The organism is Bacteroides sp. MSK.20.12, from assembly GCF_019052435.1.
GTDB classification, from domain to species: Bacteria; Bacteroidota; Bacteroidia; order Bacteroidales; family Bacteroidaceae; genus Bacteroides; species Bacteroides xylanisolvens.
This window is the reverse complement of the sequence record NZ_JAHQVH010000004.1, coordinates 217,637-234,500: the sequence shown is the minus strand read 5'-3', so window position 1 is coordinate 234,500 and position 16,864 is coordinate 217,637. Positions and strand designations below refer to the sequence as shown.

Annotated in this window: 14 protein-coding genes; 1 reads left to right on the top strand and 13 read right to left on the bottom strand. The window is 40.4% G+C overall.

Annotated elements, in window-relative coordinates; translation table 11 throughout:
• Positions 1-169 precede the first annotated feature (169 nt).
• The 8 genes from KTR06_RS04075 to KTR06_RS04040 form a co-directional block, all read right to left on the bottom strand.
• Positions 170-733 (bottom strand): dual specificity protein phosphatase family protein, encoded by a 564-nt coding sequence (locus tag KTR06_RS04075; protein WP_004315962.1) that lies wholly within the window; start codon positions 731-733, stop codon positions 170-172.
• Between the two features lie 26 nt (positions 734-759).
• Complete coding sequence (gene hisB, locus KTR06_RS04070) at positions 760-1,884, bottom strand: bifunctional histidinol-phosphatase/imidazoleglycerol-phosphate dehydratase HisB (protein WP_117809099.1); 1,125 nt, start codon at positions 1,882-1,884, stop codon at positions 760-762.
• A 3-nt stretch (positions 1,885-1,887) separates the two neighbouring features.
• On the bottom strand, positions 1,888-2,985 hold the full coding sequence (gene hisC, locus KTR06_RS04065) for a histidinol-phosphate transaminase (RefSeq protein ID WP_182019495.1): 1,098 nt from the start codon (positions 2,983-2,985) through the stop codon (positions 1,888-1,890).
• Positions 2,945-4,234 carry a histidinol dehydrogenase gene (gene hisD, locus KTR06_RS04060; protein WP_217289986.1) on the bottom strand — a complete coding sequence of 430 codons (1,290 nt, stop codon included), beginning with the start codon at positions 4,232-4,234 and terminating at the stop codon, positions 2,945-2,947. Before hisD ends, hisC begins: the two co-directional genes overlap by 41 nt.
• A gap of 29 nt (positions 4,235-4,263) precedes the next feature.
• On the bottom strand, positions 4,264-5,115 hold the full coding sequence (gene hisG / locus KTR06_RS04055) for an ATP phosphoribosyltransferase (protein ID WP_008021757.1): 852 nt from the start codon (positions 5,113-5,115) through the stop codon (positions 4,264-4,266).
• Between the two features lie 245 nt (positions 5,116-5,360).
• Entirely contained in the window at positions 5,361-5,852 is a 492-nt protein-coding gene (locus tag KTR06_RS04050) for a PaaI family thioesterase (protein WP_004310812.1), read from the bottom strand.
• Positions 5,853-5,925: 73 nt separating this feature from the next.
• On the bottom strand, positions 5,926-7,830 hold the full coding sequence (locus tag KTR06_RS04045) for a fimbrillin family protein (protein ID WP_217289985.1): 1,905 nt from the start codon (positions 7,828-7,830) through the stop codon (positions 5,926-5,928).
• Between the two features lie 324 nt (positions 7,831-8,154).
• Positions 8,155-8,808, bottom strand: coding sequence for a DUF2490 domain-containing protein (locus KTR06_RS04040; RefSeq protein ID WP_008021752.1), 654 nt, complete (start codon positions 8,806-8,808; stop codon positions 8,155-8,157).
• Positions 8,809-8,962: 154 nt separating this feature from the next.
• Here KTR06_RS04040 and KTR06_RS04035 point away from each other — a divergent pair, with 154 nt between their 5' ends.
• Entirely contained in the window at positions 8,963-10,528 is a 1,566-nt protein-coding gene (locus KTR06_RS04035; RefSeq protein ID WP_087318206.1) for an ATP-binding protein, read from the top strand.
• Between the two features lie 135 nt (positions 10,529-10,663).
• Here the strand turns inward: KTR06_RS04035 and KTR06_RS04030 are convergent, their stop codons facing one another.
• From KTR06_RS04030 to KTR06_RS04010, 5 genes are read right to left on the bottom strand one after another with little or no spacing between them, the layout of a single operon-like run.
• Positions 10,664-12,019 (bottom strand): MFS transporter, encoded by a 1,356-nt coding sequence (locus KTR06_RS04030; RefSeq protein ID WP_211420690.1) that lies wholly within the window; start codon positions 12,017-12,019, stop codon positions 10,664-10,666.
• A gap of 12 nt (positions 12,020-12,031) precedes the next feature.
• Positions 12,032-12,931: a glycerophosphodiester phosphodiesterase family protein gene (locus tag KTR06_RS04025; RefSeq protein WP_120143505.1), complete on the bottom strand. Its 900-nt coding sequence runs from the start codon at positions 12,929-12,931 to the stop codon at positions 12,032-12,034.
• Positions 12,932-12,951: 20 nt separating this feature from the next.
• On the bottom strand, positions 12,952-14,010 hold the full coding sequence (locus tag KTR06_RS04020) for an MBL fold metallo-hydrolase (protein WP_217289984.1): 1,059 nt from the start codon (positions 14,008-14,010) through the stop codon (positions 12,952-12,954).
• A gap of 1 nt (position 14,011) precedes the next feature.
• Positions 14,012-14,893 (bottom strand): sugar phosphate isomerase/epimerase, encoded by an 882-nt coding sequence (locus KTR06_RS04015; protein WP_117809104.1) that lies wholly within the window; start codon positions 14,891-14,893, stop codon positions 14,012-14,014.
• 6 nt (positions 14,894-14,899) lie between these two features.
• Positions 14,900-16,864: a PQQ-binding-like beta-propeller repeat protein gene (locus tag KTR06_RS04010; RefSeq protein ID WP_120067391.1), complete on the bottom strand. Its 1,965-nt coding sequence runs from the start codon at positions 16,862-16,864 to the stop codon at positions 14,900-14,902.

The following is a 16,864-nucleotide window of genomic DNA, read 5'->3' as shown; positions in this document are numbered from 1 at the left end:
AACTAACTCGCAATGAATTAGTTGCCTTAAATTTTATTATTTTAGGAATATCCCTCATTATAGTGAGAATTTTTTCTCATAGCAGTGAGAATAGTTGAGAAAATATAACGCCTCATCATAGCTTCGATACAACATTTTAGCAAGACATGTATCTGCACAAAATTACATACTAAAATCCCTCTGTACACATAACTTTTCTTCTTATTTGCTCTATATCCGCTTCTTTAATCCTCCGAATGATATTTTTATAAATACGATGAAAGCCAAAACCGCCTTCAGTCATTTCATGAATCGCGTCTTCTTTTGAAACATTCTGAAATACCACTCGATAAAGTGCGCAAACAGCTCCTGTGCGATCTGATCCGTGATGGCAATGGATAACAATCGGCGCTTTACGATTCTTTATAATACGCAATGCTTCAATCAACTGTTCTTCATTGATGGAATGAGCTTTGGTCTTTACCCGATGAAGCTTTACGTTCGTTCCTGCGGCTTCATCATCATCGCTATGTCTATTACGGAGATTGAGAGCTTCGCCAATACCATACTTTTCTAAAGCTTTAAAGTCTTCATGCGAAGGTTGCTCTGAACGATATACACCCGAATCGATCTTGTACAGATTGGTTAATTCACTATCAGGAAGAGTAATCTTCTCTACTTTCAAATTCTGACTAAAAATAGATATAGAGAAGATTACTCCCAAAAGTAGGCTTAACAGGATTCTTTTCTGCATAAGTCTATATTGTTATTATAAAAAGATCAAAGTACTCCCTTGCTGGATGGAAGTTCAAAATGATAGATATCTCTTTTGATTGCCATTTTCAAGGCACGGGCAAGGGCTTTAAAAATACCTTCTATCTTATGATGTTCATTTTGTCCTTCCGCCTTAATGTTCAGATTCATTTTTGCCGCATCACTTAGTGACTTAAAGAAATGAAGGAACATTTCCGTCGGCATCTCCCCTATCTTCTCACGCTTGAATTCGGCATCCCAAACCAGCCAGGGACGACCACCAAAGTCCAGACAAACCTGACAAAGACAATCATCCATCGGTAAAGCATAGCCATAACGTTCAATTCCACGCTTACTACCTAAAGCCTGGTAAATACATTCTCCTAATGCAATAGCAGTATCTTCGATTGTATGATGTTCGTCCACCTCCAGATCTCCTTTTACACGGATTGTCAAGTCCATACTGGAGTGTTTTCCAATCTGCTCGAGCATGTGGTCGAAAAAGCCAAGACCGGTAGAGATGTCACAAGCGCCGTTTCCATCCAAGTTCAAAGCCACATCAATATCTGTTTCTTTGGTTGTACGACGTACTTCCGCTTTCCGTTCTCCGGCAAAAAGGAACTCGGATATCTGATCCCAGTCAGTTGTTGCAAGGGCGCAGACTTCTTCCAGTCCTTTTTCTTTCAGGGTTTCAGGTGAATTTTGCAGATAGATTGCCCGACAACCCAAATTCTTGGCAAGTTCCACATCCGTAGGACGGTCGCCTATAACAAAACTTCCGGCAAGATCGTATTCCGGATTATTTAGATACTTCGTCAGCATTCCGGTACGTGGTTTACGGGTGGGCGCATTATCTTCCGGGAAACTACGGTCTATCAGAATCTCATCAAAAGTAATCCCCTCTCCTTCTAATGTTTTAAGCATCAGATTATGGGCAGGCCAAAACGTTTCTTCCGGGAAAGAAGATGTACCCAATCCATCCTGATTGGTGACCATCACAAATTCAAAATCGAGTTTGCTGCGGATAAAACCTAAATTACGGAAAACTTTCGGATAGAATTCCAGCTTCTCCAATGAGTCGAGTTGGTAATCTACGGGAGGTTCGATCACCAACGTACCATCTCTATCTATAAATAATACTTTCTTCTTCATAAATTATCCCGGGTATTTTTTAAGGGTAGCCAATAGGGTATTATTCTCTACACGGGTACCGACAGTCACACGCAAACAGTTGCAGCAAAGCGAAATGTTATGGCGATTACGCACAATAATTCCTTCACCTACCAAATAATTGTAGATTTTCACGGCATCCGTCACTTTTGCCAGAAAGAAATTCGCATCAGACGGGAACAGTTTAATGGTACATGGAAGCTTTTCAAATTCCGCTTCCAAATAGTCACGTTCTTCCTTCAGAGTTTTCACCCAACGTTCTATCTCATAATGTTTATGCAACATGGCGATGGCTTGCTGTTGAGTCAACTGGTTGACATTATAGGGATATTTGATTTTACTAAGAATATCAATAATCTCTTTGGAAGCAAAAGCCATTCCCAAACGGATAGCAGCACATCCCCAGGCTTTGGAGAATGTCTGGAATACGACGAGATTGGGATATTTGTCCAACTCTTCGAGGAAAGACGGAGCTTTAGAAAAATCATTGTAAGCCTCATCCAACATTACCAATCCTTCAAACTGGCAAAGTACCTTTTCTATTTCGGAACGAAGCAAATCATTTCCTGTCGGATTATTAGGAGAGCAAAGGAAAATAAGTTTGGTATGCTCGTCGGTAGCTGCCAGCAATTTGTCAGCAGAGAACTGGAAGTTATCATCCAACAATACTTTCCGATATTCCACATCGTTTACATCGGCACAGACCTGATACATTCCATAGGTAGGATCGATAGCTACTACATTATCTTTACCCGGTTCGCAGAAAGCACGAAAGACCAAGTCGATGGCTTCATCACTGCCGTTTCCGAGAAAAATATGTTCGGGAGATACTTTCTTAATTTTCGACAACAATGTTTTCAGTTCACACTGCATAGGGTCCGGATAACGATTGTGAGGCGTATTGTACGGATTTTCGTTTGCATCCAGGAAAACAGAAGCGGTGACTCCTTTATATTCATCACGTGCCGAAGAGTAAGGCTTTAATTTCCAGATATTCGGCCGGGTTAATTCTTGTAATGTTTTCACTTCTTTAAATTTTAAGTTATGAATTTTGAATTGCTTTGAGACGAACTGTGACCGCATTTTTATGCGCATCCAAATGTTCGTTAGCCGCCATCTCCTCAATAGCAGGACCAATAGCCTTTATTCCTTCCGGGAGAATTTCCTGGAACGTAATCTTGCGGATAAAACTATCCAGACTGACGCCGCTATATGCTTTGGCATAACCGTTGGTAGGCAAGGTATGATTCGTTCCGGAAGCATAGTCGCCGGCACTTTCGGGAGTTAACGATCCAAGGAAAACAGAACCGGCATTTGTTACACGCTCTGCTACTTCCATGTAGTTTTCCGTTTCTATAATTAAGTGTTCCGGCGCGTATGCGTTAGTCAGTTCCAATGCTTCATCCAAATCCTTTACTAAAATCAGTTTACTATTCTCTAATGATTTTGCAGCAATTTCACGACGGGGCAATTCGGCTAATTGACGTTCTACTTCCGTCATTACTTCTGTTTGAAGCTTCTCGGAAGTGGTAATCAATATAGCCTGGCTATCTATTCCGTGTTCTGCCTGTGACAAAAGATCTGCTGCTACAAAAACCGGGTTGGCAGATGCATCTGCCAGAACTTCGACTTCAGAAGGACCGGCAGGCATATCAATAGCTACATCACGCAGGCTTACCAACTGTTTGGCAGCTGTCACATATTGATTGCCTGGACCAAATATCTTATATACTTTGGGGACACTCTCCGTTCCATAGGCCATAGCGGCAATAGCCTGCACACCACCAGCCTTGAATATTTTACTGACACCTGCCAGTTGCGCAGCAAAAAGAATAGCCGGATGAATATTTCCATTCTTATCGGGAGGCGTGCAAAGTACGATTTCCTTGCATCCTGCAATTTTAGCCGGAACAGACAACATCAATACAGTTGAGAAAAGTGGTGCTGTTCCACCCGGAATATACAATCCCACTTTTTCGATTCCTACCGATTTTTGCCAGCAAGTCACACCGTTCATTGTTTCTACCTTCTTTCCGATAAAACGTTGGGAAGCATGAAAGGTTTCAATATTTTGTTTTGCCAGGGAGATGGCTGCTTTCAGTTCATCGCTTACCAATGTTCCGGCAACCTGTATCTCTTCAGGAGTCACAGCAAGCGCAGACAAGGCGACTTTATCAAAAGTAGCTTCATATTCCAAGACGGCTTTGTCACCTTCTGTTTTTACCTTATTTATAATAGAGCGAACAGTGTCGAACAAATTTTCCGTATTCAGTGCCGGACGTTTCAAAAGTTCCGTCCACTGTTCTTTTGAGGGATATTTAATCAATCTCATGGTTCCTACTTTATTAGATACCTATATATTTATACAATCATCTTTTCAATCGGCAGTACTAAAATACCTTCCGCTCCCAGTCCTTTCAGTTTTCCAATGATTTCCCAAAAACGTTTTTCATCAAGTACTGTATGAACAGAGCACCAGCCTTCCTGTGCTAACGGCATCACCGTAGGACTCTTCATACCCGGCAATACAGCAATGATTTCTTCCAGTTTATCTTTCGGAGCATTCATCAATACATATTTTTTATCTTCGGCTGTTTTTACCGCATTCATGCGGAACAGCAGTTCTTCGAGCACTTCTTTTTTCTCGTCGCTCATATTCTTGTTGCCAATCAGCAATGCTTCCGACTTCATTACGACTTCCACTTCTTTCAAACGGTTACTTACCAACGTAGAACCGGAGCTTACAATATCGAAAATAGCATCAGCCAATCCAATTCCCGGAGACACTTCTACAGAACCGGTAATCACGTGAATTTCAGCATTTACACCATTTTTCTTCAGGAAGTTACGAAGAATAACCGGATAGGAAGTAGCGATCTTCTTACCGTCAAACCATGACAAACCGGGATATTCAATATCTTTCGGCATAGCCAATGAAAGGCGACACTTACTGAATCCCAAACGTTTGATGATTTCCGCATCTTCTTCCTTTTCCATAAATTCATTTTCGCCAACAATTCCCAAGTCTGCCACACCGGTAGCCACTGTCTGCGGGATATCATCATCACGAAGGAATAGAACTTCAATAGGGAAATTGGAAGACTGCACCAATAAGGTACGTTTTGTAGTGCTCAACTTAATATCCGACTCTCCTAAAAGTGCCATTGTCTCTTCGAAGAGACGTCCTTTGGCTTGTACTGCGATTCTTAACATGACTTTATTTAATTTTTAATTATAATATGCGTTGAGAAATAAAAAAGGCTTACCGTATTCGGCAAGCCTTAGTTATCGTTTATATAGTTATACACAATATCATCCACGCCCACCGATTATTCGTTAGGAAAATGATGATGATGATGTGTAGTTGTATATTTCATATTTCTTTTATTAACTGCGACAAAAGTAAAGCATTTGTTTGAAACCACCAAACATTTATCACAAAAACTTGAGTTTTTATTTCAAATTAAAGGCAATATCTCTTCCGGCTCTACATCACATTTCGTAAAATGCATTTCGTCTTTCGACTTTTCTTTCGAGAAAGTAAAGTAGGTACAAACCGATTCTGTGCATACTTCTCCATCCTCATTATATAATTTTGCTTCAACAATGACAATGTTCCGCTTCACTTCTTTAATAGAGGCGCGCAATACTATATGAGAATCTTTGGTATCAACAGATTTTCGGTAACGGGTTTCCATCTTCGAAGTCACTCCAGTCGTTTGTAGTTTACGAAGCACCACCCACGCACAGATTTCATCCATCAAAACTGCTTGAATACCGCCATGCAAAGTGTCAATCCAGCCTTGATACTCGGGACGTGGCTTCCAAATGCTCACTACTTCGTCACCATCCTCATAAAATTCCATTTTTACTCCAGCTTCATTATTAGGAGCACAACCGAAACAATTGTACCCTTCCAAACCCTTCCAGGGATTTATTATCTTCTTCATAGTTCTCTCTTTTAGTTAGTTTTACTTCCCAAATATAAGCAATTTATGAAAAGGAGATGCAATTTTCACTGATTTACTTTCTAATACAACGAATAGCGAAAGCTTTCGTATCAATACCCGCATTAGATTCTTCTATGATATTCGTATCACTTTTCATGTAGAAAACCTTAGTATCGATGGTGGCATTTGTATTGTCCAATGTCCAATATGCCAAATGTTTGTTCTCATAATCTGCTTGAAAAGCCCCTACATACATTCCTACAGGAATACCATTAAAACCGGATAAATTAGTTGCAGGTTGCACTTGTTCTTCCGTCTTCAGGGACAACCAGGTCCCTGACTTCAACAAAGAAGCTTCCCCCTTCAAGTAGTCTTTTAAAATATTCCAGTCTTCCCAATTCGGTATACTCCAGTGAGTTGGCAAGATCCTACCGGAAAGCGCAACATTAGCGGTATAAAAATAATGCTCTGTAGTAGATTGCAAATATCCGGCTATATTTGCTGTTACCTGATTCAATTTAGGGAGCGCATCACCGTTTACATATAAAGATGTCTCCAAATTACTCCTCATCCAGTATTGAGTTCCGATCTTCACTAACGGATAATTATGGATGACTCCTCCACGAACATCACGAACAATATCTTCCTGTGCCAAAACAGGTAACACATCATCTGCCAGTGTTACTGATAAGGAGATTGTTCCGTCTGCCAGCACATAAACATTATGACGAGCCAATAAGGTGCCATCCACATAGGTTAATGAATGATCTTCCATATTCCATGATACACTTCCACCATTCACTTTTCCTGATTTTCCTAATAACTGTGCTACAATCCCTTGAGATAAATTAACGCTACCGTCTTCTTTCATCGGATAGGCAACAATCGCTTGAGAAGAAAAATCCGGAGTAACAAGATACTCTTTACATATTTCGGCTACTTGTTTTCCCGAATGTATCACTTTGTACACATTCGATTTTTCAAAAGTCAGCTTCGATACATCTATGTATTTATGCAAAATACCCGATTCGGTATGATCCACTTCTGTTCCATCCCAATCCCCGATTTCTCCGTTCACTTTACTCATTAATATATCTTCGGCCGATACAAACGTTATTTCCAACTCTCTCTGTTTTCCACTTTCCAATTGTAAAGTGGATGGTAATAAACTGGTATATAGTTTGCCGGCAGCTTCCAATGTTATGTATTGATACCCAACAGTCGCCTCTTGGGGAATCAAAATAAGCTCTTTTCCTACTAGTCGACCGTCTTTTATTTCCCATTCTCCTGCAGGAGTAATATCTTTCTCTTCAGAATAGGCAGAGAATGTTTTCTTCTGAAAATCATAAATGGTCTTAGTATAAAAGCCACTCACCGAAAGTGTAGGTTTCACAGATAGTATTTCTTCTATATTCTCTTCCTCTCCGGGGACAAGGACTATTTTCATGCGAAAGAACTGGTGGTTGTAAGTCAAAGCAACTGCATCTTTACTAGCTAATACTTCCTTTTTGGAAGCAACTAGAAAATCAGAATGAGAATAATCATCCAGTTTATCTTGAGTTGTTGCAACGGTCACTTGCATGGAACTTTCACCCATTACTACCCCGCCCTTCTGATATGGATAATAACTGATTAAATTCAATGTTACTCCATCATCCGGATAGTAAACCGACTCATCAGATACAAACTCACCAGTAGATGAACGCACAAAATGAAGATTATCTGCATAACGTTCTTCTTGCATTGTAGTAGTTCCTGCAAGTGCAAATAATCCCACTTCATCTTTTTCTCCAAAACTATTGTTTACTACACGAGTATTCATGATCTCATGAATATCAGCTACAAACTTCAACGGAATATCTCCATTATTAATGATTTCCCCTTCTTCCTCCGAAATATGGTTTACACAAGCAGTAAACATAGTACAACAAAGGATAAAAAAACCTACTCCCACAAATAGGTTATGGCATGTTTTCATTTTGTTTTTCTATTAGTTCAAAAAAAGAAATTCTTGATTGAGCAGAAAGAATGCCATAAGAGGAAGTATTCACTTTCGGTTATGAAAAACCATACAACACGTCTGTTGCAACTGTAGAATCTTAAATTCCCACATTACAGTTTGAAATGTGGAAGCGAAAGTACAGATTATAGTTAAGAAAAGAAATATTTTCCTTTAAAAAGATTAATCTTTTATATAAAAAGCACGTAATCAGCCATTTACATAACACATGCAAAAACAAGACATTCTGAACTCCACATTATTATATTAGCATTGGTTATTATTTACTATCCGTCATTTATTTCAAAAAGAATACCCCACTTCTATTCCGGCAATGTGTCTGCCTTGCGAAGATGCATATTGATAACAATAAAATGCATCCAATGACCAACGTTTGGCTAAAGCAATCTCCACTCCGGGACGATAGCGCATACGGTCTGCTCTCCAAAAAGAGGTATCATCCAGACTTTGATAAATTTCAACAGAAAAATAAGGAGAAACGATTCCTTTTGTAGGAGCATAGGATAACTTCAAACGAGAACGTAGACGAGTTTCAGAATCACCACGGTCAAAAGTCTGCTGAAACCTCTCCCGCAAAGACACTTTCAACCATTGATAACGAAAGTTGGCAGTGGCAGATATATGATAGCGATGTCTCAACTTCCAGTCTGAATCACCCAAATTCCGAAGATGGGTCTCATATCCCACTCCCAGATTCAAAAAAGAACAAGGGCGATAACTTCCACCAACTGTCAGTCCCCAACGATCTAATCGACTTACATCATCCTTCATACGTAATTCCAAATCGCCTGAAACCGAGAAACGAGAATCTATCTTATGACTCACTTTAAACTTGGTCCATGTATTGAAATCATCACTTTGTGCCCATGCGGGAAACGACATTCCAAACAACAACACAAACAGCCAAATCTTAGTATTTAATATTATTCTACTCATTGATTATCGGGTTAAAGTTGCAAAGATAACAAATTATCTCCGGCAAAGGAAAGACATAAAACTGAATTTATTCTGAAAAGATAATGTTTGTATTCTACTTAAATTCTCATTTGCATATTGTATCTTTGCGTAAGAAACTCTAAAACCATCGGATATGGACAACTTAATGCGTAAACTTCCTATTGGAATACAGACATTTGAAGGAATACGGAAGGAGAATTATCTTTATGTGGATAAAACTGCGCTTGTATGGCGTATGGCCAATTTGGGAAAGCCATATTTTCTAAGCAGACCACGCCGCTTTGGTAAAAGTCTATTAATTTCGACATTCGATGCTTATTTCCAAGGAAAAAAAGAGCTATTTAATGGTTTGGCCATTGAACAACTAGAGACAAAATGGGAACAGTTTCCTGTTTTACACCTTGATCTGAATGCAAAAAAATATGAGACGGCAGCGGATTTAATCGCAATGCTAAACCAATATTTAGAGAAATGGGAAGCTATTTATGGTGATGAGAAAAAAGATCGTAGCCCCGAAGAACGCTTTAGCTATGTGATCGAGCAAGCTTTTCTGAAAACTGGAAAAAACATCGTTGTATTAGTAGACGAATATGACAAACCTCTTTTGCAAGCCATTACCCGTCCGAAATTGTTCGAAGAGTATCGTCAGATATTGAAAGCCTTTTATGGAGTATTGAAAAGTGCTGACGCATATCTCCGTTTTGTTTTCCTGACCGGAGTTACGAAGTTCTCTCAAATCAGCGTATTCAGCGACTTGAATCAGTTGAATGACATTAGTCTTGACTACTCTTACGCCACACTTTGTGGCATCACTCGTGAAGAGCTAAAGAGTACTTTCGAACCCGAAATTGAAACTTTCGGTCACAAAAATAATCAGACGCCAGAAGAAGTGGTCACTGCAATGGAACGCAATTATGACGGCTATCATTTTCATCCGGATGGCGCAGGAGTATTCAACCCATTTAGTGTATTGAATGCTTTCAGCAAATTGGAGTTGGGCAGCTATTGGTTCCAAACCGGTACACCGACATTCTTGGTTGAACTACTACAAAAAAGTGAATATGATCTCCGTACTTTATTAAATGGTATAGAAGCGCCTGCTTCTTCTTTTGCTGAATACAGAATGGATGCTAATAATCCTGTACCGCTGATTTATCAAAGTGGATATCTAACTATTAAAGATTACGACAGAGAGTTTCAGAATTATCTGCTCGATTTTCCGAATGATGAAGTGCGCTACGGATTCATTAACTTTCTTGTTCCGTTTTACTCTCCGATGAAGAACAACGATCAAGGATTTTATATCGGAAAATTCGTTCAGGAATTGCGCACAGGTGATTATGAATCTTTCCTCACCCGCCTGGAGGCTTTCTTTGCCGATATTCCCTATGAATTGAATAACCAGACCGAACGTCACTATCAGATTATCTTCTATCTTGTATTCAAACTGATGGGCCAATTCACGGAAGCGGAAGTACGCAGTGCCCGCGGACGTGCCGACGCTGTAGTCAAAACACCCAAATACGTCTATGTATTTGAGTTCAAATTAAATGGAACCGCAGAAGAAGCGATGAAGCAGATTGATGAAAAAGGATATTTGATTCCTTATCAAAAAGATCATCGGGAAGTAGTAAAGATTGGTGTGGAATTCAGTGCGGAAACTCGCAATATCAATCGTTGGCTGGCAGAGACAAAGTAAATATGATAAAAAGATTTTCGGGAAGAATCGTAAAAACGAACTTCCCGAAAATAAATCCAAGACTTTTGAATATAAACACTTGTTATCTTCTTTTACAAACAAGCTTTCTCAATCTAACCTAATACATCTTTAGAATTAACCCACTACTTTTGATTTTGCATTCCAAACCAATAACGCAAAAAGTACCGACAGCAGAGCCGCCCCTATCCAAAACCAATTGATATAAGTGAAATCATAAACATCAACTCCATTCTGAACAGTTTTTTGACCTTCTATCAAAACACCACTCATCACATCCTGCAATCCGGCTCCGATATAACTAGCAATACCTACTACTCCCAATGCAGCACCCGACGCATTACGGGGAGCAATATCCACTGCCATCAAACCACCTAGAAAGCAAATTAGTACTCCGATTCCTAAACCGAAAAGAATCATAGCCAATACATCTATCCAAAAATGCACCCCCGGAACCAGTAAGAACAGACAGAGCGCAAGCACATTCATCAATCCGAAGATTAAGGCAGGAACATTGCGACGACCACCAAACAATTTATCCGAAATCACTCCGGAAAACATCGTACCGATGATACCACAAACCGGACAGATAGAAATGATAAAACTGGCATCCAGGGTAGAATACCCTTTTTGAGCTTCCAAGTAAAAGACGCCCCAGCTGTTTATCGCATAACGACTGATATACATAAAAGCACTCGAAAGGGCAAGAATCCAAATGGCAGGCATCATCAACACCTGGCGCTGTGCTTTATTGAAATCCGCCGTTTCTGTTGCACTCATCTCTTTTTTCTGTTTGGGAACATTCACCGGAGGGAAACCCTTACTCTCGGGAGTGTCATGAAAGAACTTCCACACGATTAAAGCTCCAAGCAAACCGACAATACCGGCTCCGAAGAAGCCGTATCGCCAACCCAAGACACTGACAATAGACGCAATAATCAAAAAGGTTAACGCCTCACCGATGTTATGGCTGGCAGACCAAAATCCGTAATAGGAACCGCGTTCTTTGTCCGTGAACCAACGGGAAAGACCAACCACACAGGAGGCGGCCCCCATAGACTGAAACCAGCCGCTAATCCCCCAAAGGACAGCAAACAGAATAAAAGAATTGGTAAAGCCGAGACATAAGTTCACTAATGCCGTAACCAATAAACCGGTAGTCATGAAGCGATTGATATTGCTACGGTCGGCAAGGAAACCATTCGTGAACTTTCCGAGGGCGTAAGTGAAGAATAATACGGAACCGATTATTCCCAGTTCCGTTTCAGAGAAGATTCCTTCCTCTACGATGGGCTTCTTTACGACATTCAGGCTAAGGCGGCAAACGTAATACATACCGTAGCCAAAGGTTGCCGAAAGGAAGGTAGACCACTTCAGATACTTCAGACGACGTTCATCGGAAGAGGACAAAGCCTCCCCGTTACAAGGTCCCGGTGAAGAGACCTTGTAAAAGTTTATAAGCTGTTTTAACATGAAGAAATACGGTTAGTCGTGAAGTTTCTTTTTGCGCAGATACTCCAATAACAGAGCAGGACGATCGGTTTGAATTAATTTCGCTCCCTGATTAATGATCCATCCCCAGCTTTCTTCCGGTTGATGGAGTTCCACCGCACGGTCATCATCATGACCGCCACATAGTTCGGGCCAAAGAGAATTGATAAACAAGTTAGAACCTGTATCACGCACTTTCTTTATCAGGTTAAGAACCTCCGGATTATCATTGTCGAATACTAATTCATAAGCAGCAGGCTTCATGTGTGTCTGGTAACTATCAATAATAGCTTCGGCTCCTTCTTTGTGCAACTGTACAATAGGCATAAAAATTACTTTATCCAACACAGCACCGTTTTCAGCTTTCACTTGTTCGTAAGGAAGCCCAGCTTTGATAACACACTGGTCGACTGTTCCAGTCTTCTCAAGTACGGCATAAGCCTCCTGAAAATAATCATAGCCCTTATCAATATTTACCATTATCTTACCTTTGCAAAGCAACATGACTTCCTCCAATGTAGGAATCTGATGTCTTGTTTTACAAGCGACCCCATTTTTAAGACGCATTGCTTTCAATTCTGCTAATGTATAATCTTCTACCAGCCCTTTTCCGTTCATGGTGCGATTGATTGTTTTATCATGCATCACTACCAAATGTCCGTCTTTTGTTCTTTTCAAATCGATCTCTACCATATCGACTCCCATATCAATGCAATTCTGTATACCTTGCAATGAGTTTTCCGGAGCATTACGCCAGTCGGCCCGATGTGATACAACCAGTATTTTATCAGGATGATCTCCTAACAGGTTTTCTTTGATTTCAGTTATTCTATTTTGGGCAACAGCCAGTTGTACCAAGCATAGAAGAAGTATGAAGTTACATATCCGTTTCATAAGTTCAAACATTAAGAATTTTAATTCAGTTTATTGTTTTTCCAGACCATTTTTTCTCCCCACATTGGTACATAGGTCTGTTCACAGTTAATCTTCGAAGCCCGTTCGAGTGCCAGTTCCAATGACCATCTCGATTCGTCAACACCGGCATGAGCAAGTTCCAGAATATGCGATAACAAGACATAATCCGGTTCTACCTGCCCTGCACCCGAACCCAGAATATTATTTTCAGTCAGTGCATTGGGAGCGTAACGTGGTATCAATACATTCACATGAGAAGCTAGATTCGTATATTGTTCCGGTTTATAGTTGGAGTCTCCTACATGCATAAAGACGAAGTTACCGGTATCTTCACCACAATCAATCGAAAATACAGTCACAAAATTAGATAACCCGGAATTGTTGTGATCGGTGATACAGGTTTTAATTTTGAATTTTCCTATTTCATAATCTTTATCTCCTTTTGCGGTATAAGGATATGTCGTATCTTTCAGGTAGTTAGACAATACCGGTTTGCCTAAATCAAACATAGCCTGAATAAGATCATTGTTATAATGATCGGAATGCTTATGAGTGACGCAGAGAAAATCAATATAAGGTGCCAGTTCTTTTGCCCAACGATGAGATATGTCAATAGCAAAACACCCTGACGGAGTCTTAACCACATACCCCATATTATAGAGTGCCCAAATCTCTACTGTACCATTTTCCACTTTTGAGTTTTTAATTCCATCCATCACGCGGTCAAATGCGCTCCGATAAAAATAGATAATAGGATCGCACTTTTCCATACTTGTACTTGCTTGGTCGAAACCATTCAGATAACTGATGAAATAATCATCTTTACATTTATCCGCATACCCCTGAATTTTGGTCAAAGTAGCAGTACGTCCGGCATTGACAATCAAAGGAGAAGAACTCCACAACTGTTGTGCTGTGGCATCCACTTCCTCTGCCAATTGAGTAAGGATTCCTTCATGACCTGTTTCGGTACTGTTGTTGTCATCATCATCGCAAGCAACAAAGCCTATTGCCAAAAGGCAAAACAGTAAATATTGAATTTTTCTTATTATATCCATCTTATTTCAGTGTTTTATAATCATTTATTATTTTATTGAAAGTTTCAACGACCCGTTCCGGGGTTGGACGTGTATCATGGCTTTCGTGATCTTTAGTCGCTTCATACATGAAAACTCCTTCATAACCGACTCCTTCGAGTGCGTGCATTAACTTTCCCCACTTAATATCGCCTTGCGTAGGAAGCCAGTGGCACTCGTTGACAAAATCAAAATCCGAAGCATGTATGGTACCAATACGTTCACCAATGGTTTCTACAAAATGTTCCGTCGTTCCTTTTGTATAATGATTGGTATCAAAACAAACCTTCACACCGGGAATGTCTTTGATGATCTCCCCAAGTTCTTCAGGAGTATTTCCCAAACAAGTCCGCGGCAGATTCTCTATACATAACTGTGCTCCTATCTGATCCGCATATTTCTTCAGATAAGCAATAGACCTGGAAGCATTGGCTATTCTTTGTGCCCGAATACTGTCGTCAATCGGTTCAGAACTTGGATGCAGAACTAAACATTTCGGTTGAAATTGAGCACACTGTTCAATCATCTCCGCCATAAAATCTACATTTTCTTTCCTTTTCTTTTCATCGAGAACCGATATATCCAGCGTGCGGGAAAAAGGAAGATGTATAGACCAGACTTTGATACCGGCACTATCAATTTTTGCTTTCATATCCCGAACACGAGGAATGACCTCATTTGCCGGAACGCCTCTATAACACTGGTTAAATGCAACTTCCACATACTCTAGCCCCACAGACCGAGCTTGAGAAAAATCTGTGGAAGCAGGTACTTTCCACAAAGCTGTAGTAGTACCTACTTTATATTTCTGTGCATATACTCCCATTGTCATCGTCATAAATACAATAAAAACCGAGATTCTCATCATCACTTACTTTTGACGGTTTGTACCTTGAATATCACCACCACGAATACTCCAGGAGTCTGTCTCCAAAGTCTTATTAATATCAAATGCTTTGACAGCACCGATATTACCAGATCCGATCGTTCCGCAATAAAGCCGTTTGTCCGGACCAATAGTAACAGCTGCCATGACTTGTTGTCCTACAGTTTCTTCAAAAACAATGTTTCCATTAGTAATATCAAGTCCCAATACTTTGTTTCCTGATTGAGTACCTATATAAAGAATACCATCCGTGCTCAAGGTACCTCCACTGTAATTCAAATTGTTGCCTACCTTTTTCTCCCAGATTTTAGCCCCGTTGGCATTTACTGCATGAACTGTCTGCGCTCCTTTCTCTGTAAAGTAGATATTACCATTTTTATCTACAATCGGGAAATAGGCATCACCTTTCGTAGTCGGATACGTCCATATCTTTGTCCCGTTTGTCATATCGACAGCAACAAGTCCGCCTCCTTTCAACGTCGCATAAAGCATCTGATCTTTCAAAGCAAACGTAGCCTGTTCTGTCACATTTACTTCTTCCAATTTCCATATCTGATCCTTATTCGGTTTAAAAGCATAAATAGCAGCACTTGTACCCGCATAAACATTTCCGGCTTTATCAATAGCTACCGCACTACCTGTTGCTCCGTCAAGGGATTGTTGCCATTTTATAATGCCACTGGATGCATCGAGGGCATACAACGTACTCTTATTGGTGAGACAGTAAAGGACACCATCGGCAGACAATGCAGGAAAAGCACCTATCGCAGCATCCAATTTAACCGCCCACTTTTGAGTTCCGTTCGGATTTATAGCATATACATTATTAATAGTAGCATTTCTTACACACTGATATATAGTACCATCAGGAGCCACCAACGCACCTCCACCATACGTTATCTCACTGATAGCAAACACCCATTTGAATTCACCGCTCACTACATCAATAGCAAATAAATGCCCTGCAGGAGTAGATGTTGGAGTGTACATTGTTTTTCCATCCGGAGAGAACACCGGATTGGAAGTCTTTACATATCCGGTAAGTCCGCCAAAGTTCAAATCGACAGAATTCCATTTATAATTGCCGACTGTAACAGCCAGACTACCCGACTCGGTTGTGTTATTTACATAAGTCACCGTAACAGCTACTGTATAAGTTCCGGTAGTAGCAAATGCATGTACAGGGTTGTTTTCTCCTGATGTCGTACCATCACCAAAATCCCAGCTTACCGATTTCACTTCACCTGCCATAAAATACATATCGTTATAAGCAAAGGCGCAAGGTTCCCACACGACCAGTTCCGTATTGGCAAGAATAGGATAGATCAATCCCGGAGTAGCTGAAGTTTCCACTGGAATAGAATTGCCTGTAGGATAAACACAAACTACGTTGAACGTATATTCCTGATCGTTAGTCAACCCGTCAACAATGTATTCTTCCAATGAAGTATCATCCAGATTGATAATCTGATTGCCCGGATTAACAGTAACCTGATAACGGGTAAAACGTTCACTGGCAGGTTTTGTCCATCTCAAACGCACTCTTTCATTGCCGGCTGCTGCCGTCAGATCAGAAATCGGGTATCTCGCATTCTTCGGCGTACAGGCAGCGGTCGTTTTACTAGCCAATCCTCCTGTATAACGAGGCTGTACAGAAAAAGTGTAAGCAACGTCATTCACCAGATTATTGATTGTGGCAGTCATCGTTTTTGCATCCACAGTCATCTCACCTCCTTCCGCGTCTGACGATCCAGAAGTCCAAAGAATCAAATATTCATTAGGCCGGGCATTTTCGTATGCCTCCCAAGCAAGAGTCACATTCATATCTCCGGCTGTTGCCGTAAGTGACTTCAGTTCATATAAATCGAAATTCGCTTTTGGCAGCTCTTCTTCACAAGCAGTAAAAACTACTGTGAGAATAAACAACAAGCTATATATTATTTTTTTCAT

Coding starts and splice junctions, on each gene's coding strand:
- KTR06_RS04025 (WP_120143505.1), bottom strand. CDS start 12,931: ATGAAACGGATATGTAACTTCATACTTCTTCTATGCTTGGTACAACTG.
- KTR06_RS04040 (WP_008021752.1), bottom strand. CDS start 8,808: ATGAGTAGAATAATATTAAATACTAAGATTTGGCTGTTTGTGTTGTTG.
- hisD (WP_217289986.1), bottom strand. CDS start 4,234: ATGAGATTGATTAAATATCCCTCAAAAGAACAGTGGACGGAACTTTTG.
- hisG (WP_008021757.1), bottom strand. CDS start 5,115: ATGTTAAGAATCGCAGTACAAGCCAAAGGACGTCTCTTCGAAGAGACA.
- KTR06_RS04035 (WP_087318206.1), top strand. CDS start 8,963: ATGGACAACTTAATGCGTAAACTTCCTATTGGAATACAGACATTTGAA.
- KTR06_RS04030 (WP_211420690.1), bottom strand. CDS start 12,019: ATGTTAAAACAGCTTATAAACTTTTACAAGGTCTCTTCACCGGGACCT.
- KTR06_RS04010 (WP_120067391.1), bottom strand. CDS start 16,864: ATGAAAAAAATAATATATAGCTTGTTGTTTATTCTCACAGTAGTTTTT.
- KTR06_RS04045 (WP_217289985.1), bottom strand. CDS start 7,830: ATGAAAACATGCCATAACCTATTTGTGGGAGTAGGTTTTTTTATCCTT.
- hisC (WP_182019495.1), bottom strand. CDS start 2,985: ATGCGGTCACAGTTCGTCTCAAAGCAATTCAAAATTCATAACTTAAAA.
- hisB (WP_117809099.1), bottom strand. CDS start 1,884: ATGAAGAAGAAAGTATTATTTATAGATAGAGATGGTACGTTGGTGATC.
- KTR06_RS04075 (WP_004315962.1), bottom strand. CDS start 733: ATGCAGAAAAGAATCCTGTTAAGCCTACTTTTGGGAGTAATCTTCTCT.
- KTR06_RS04050 (WP_004310812.1), bottom strand. CDS start 5,852: ATGAAGAAGATAATAAATCCCTGGAAGGGTTTGGAAGGGTACAATTGT.
- KTR06_RS04020 (WP_217289984.1), bottom strand. CDS start 14,010: ATGGATATAATAAGAAAAATTCAATATTTACTGTTTTGCCTTTTGGCA.
- KTR06_RS04015 (WP_117809104.1), bottom strand. CDS start 14,893: ATGAGAATCTCGGTTTTTATTGTATTTATGACGATGACAATGGGAGTA.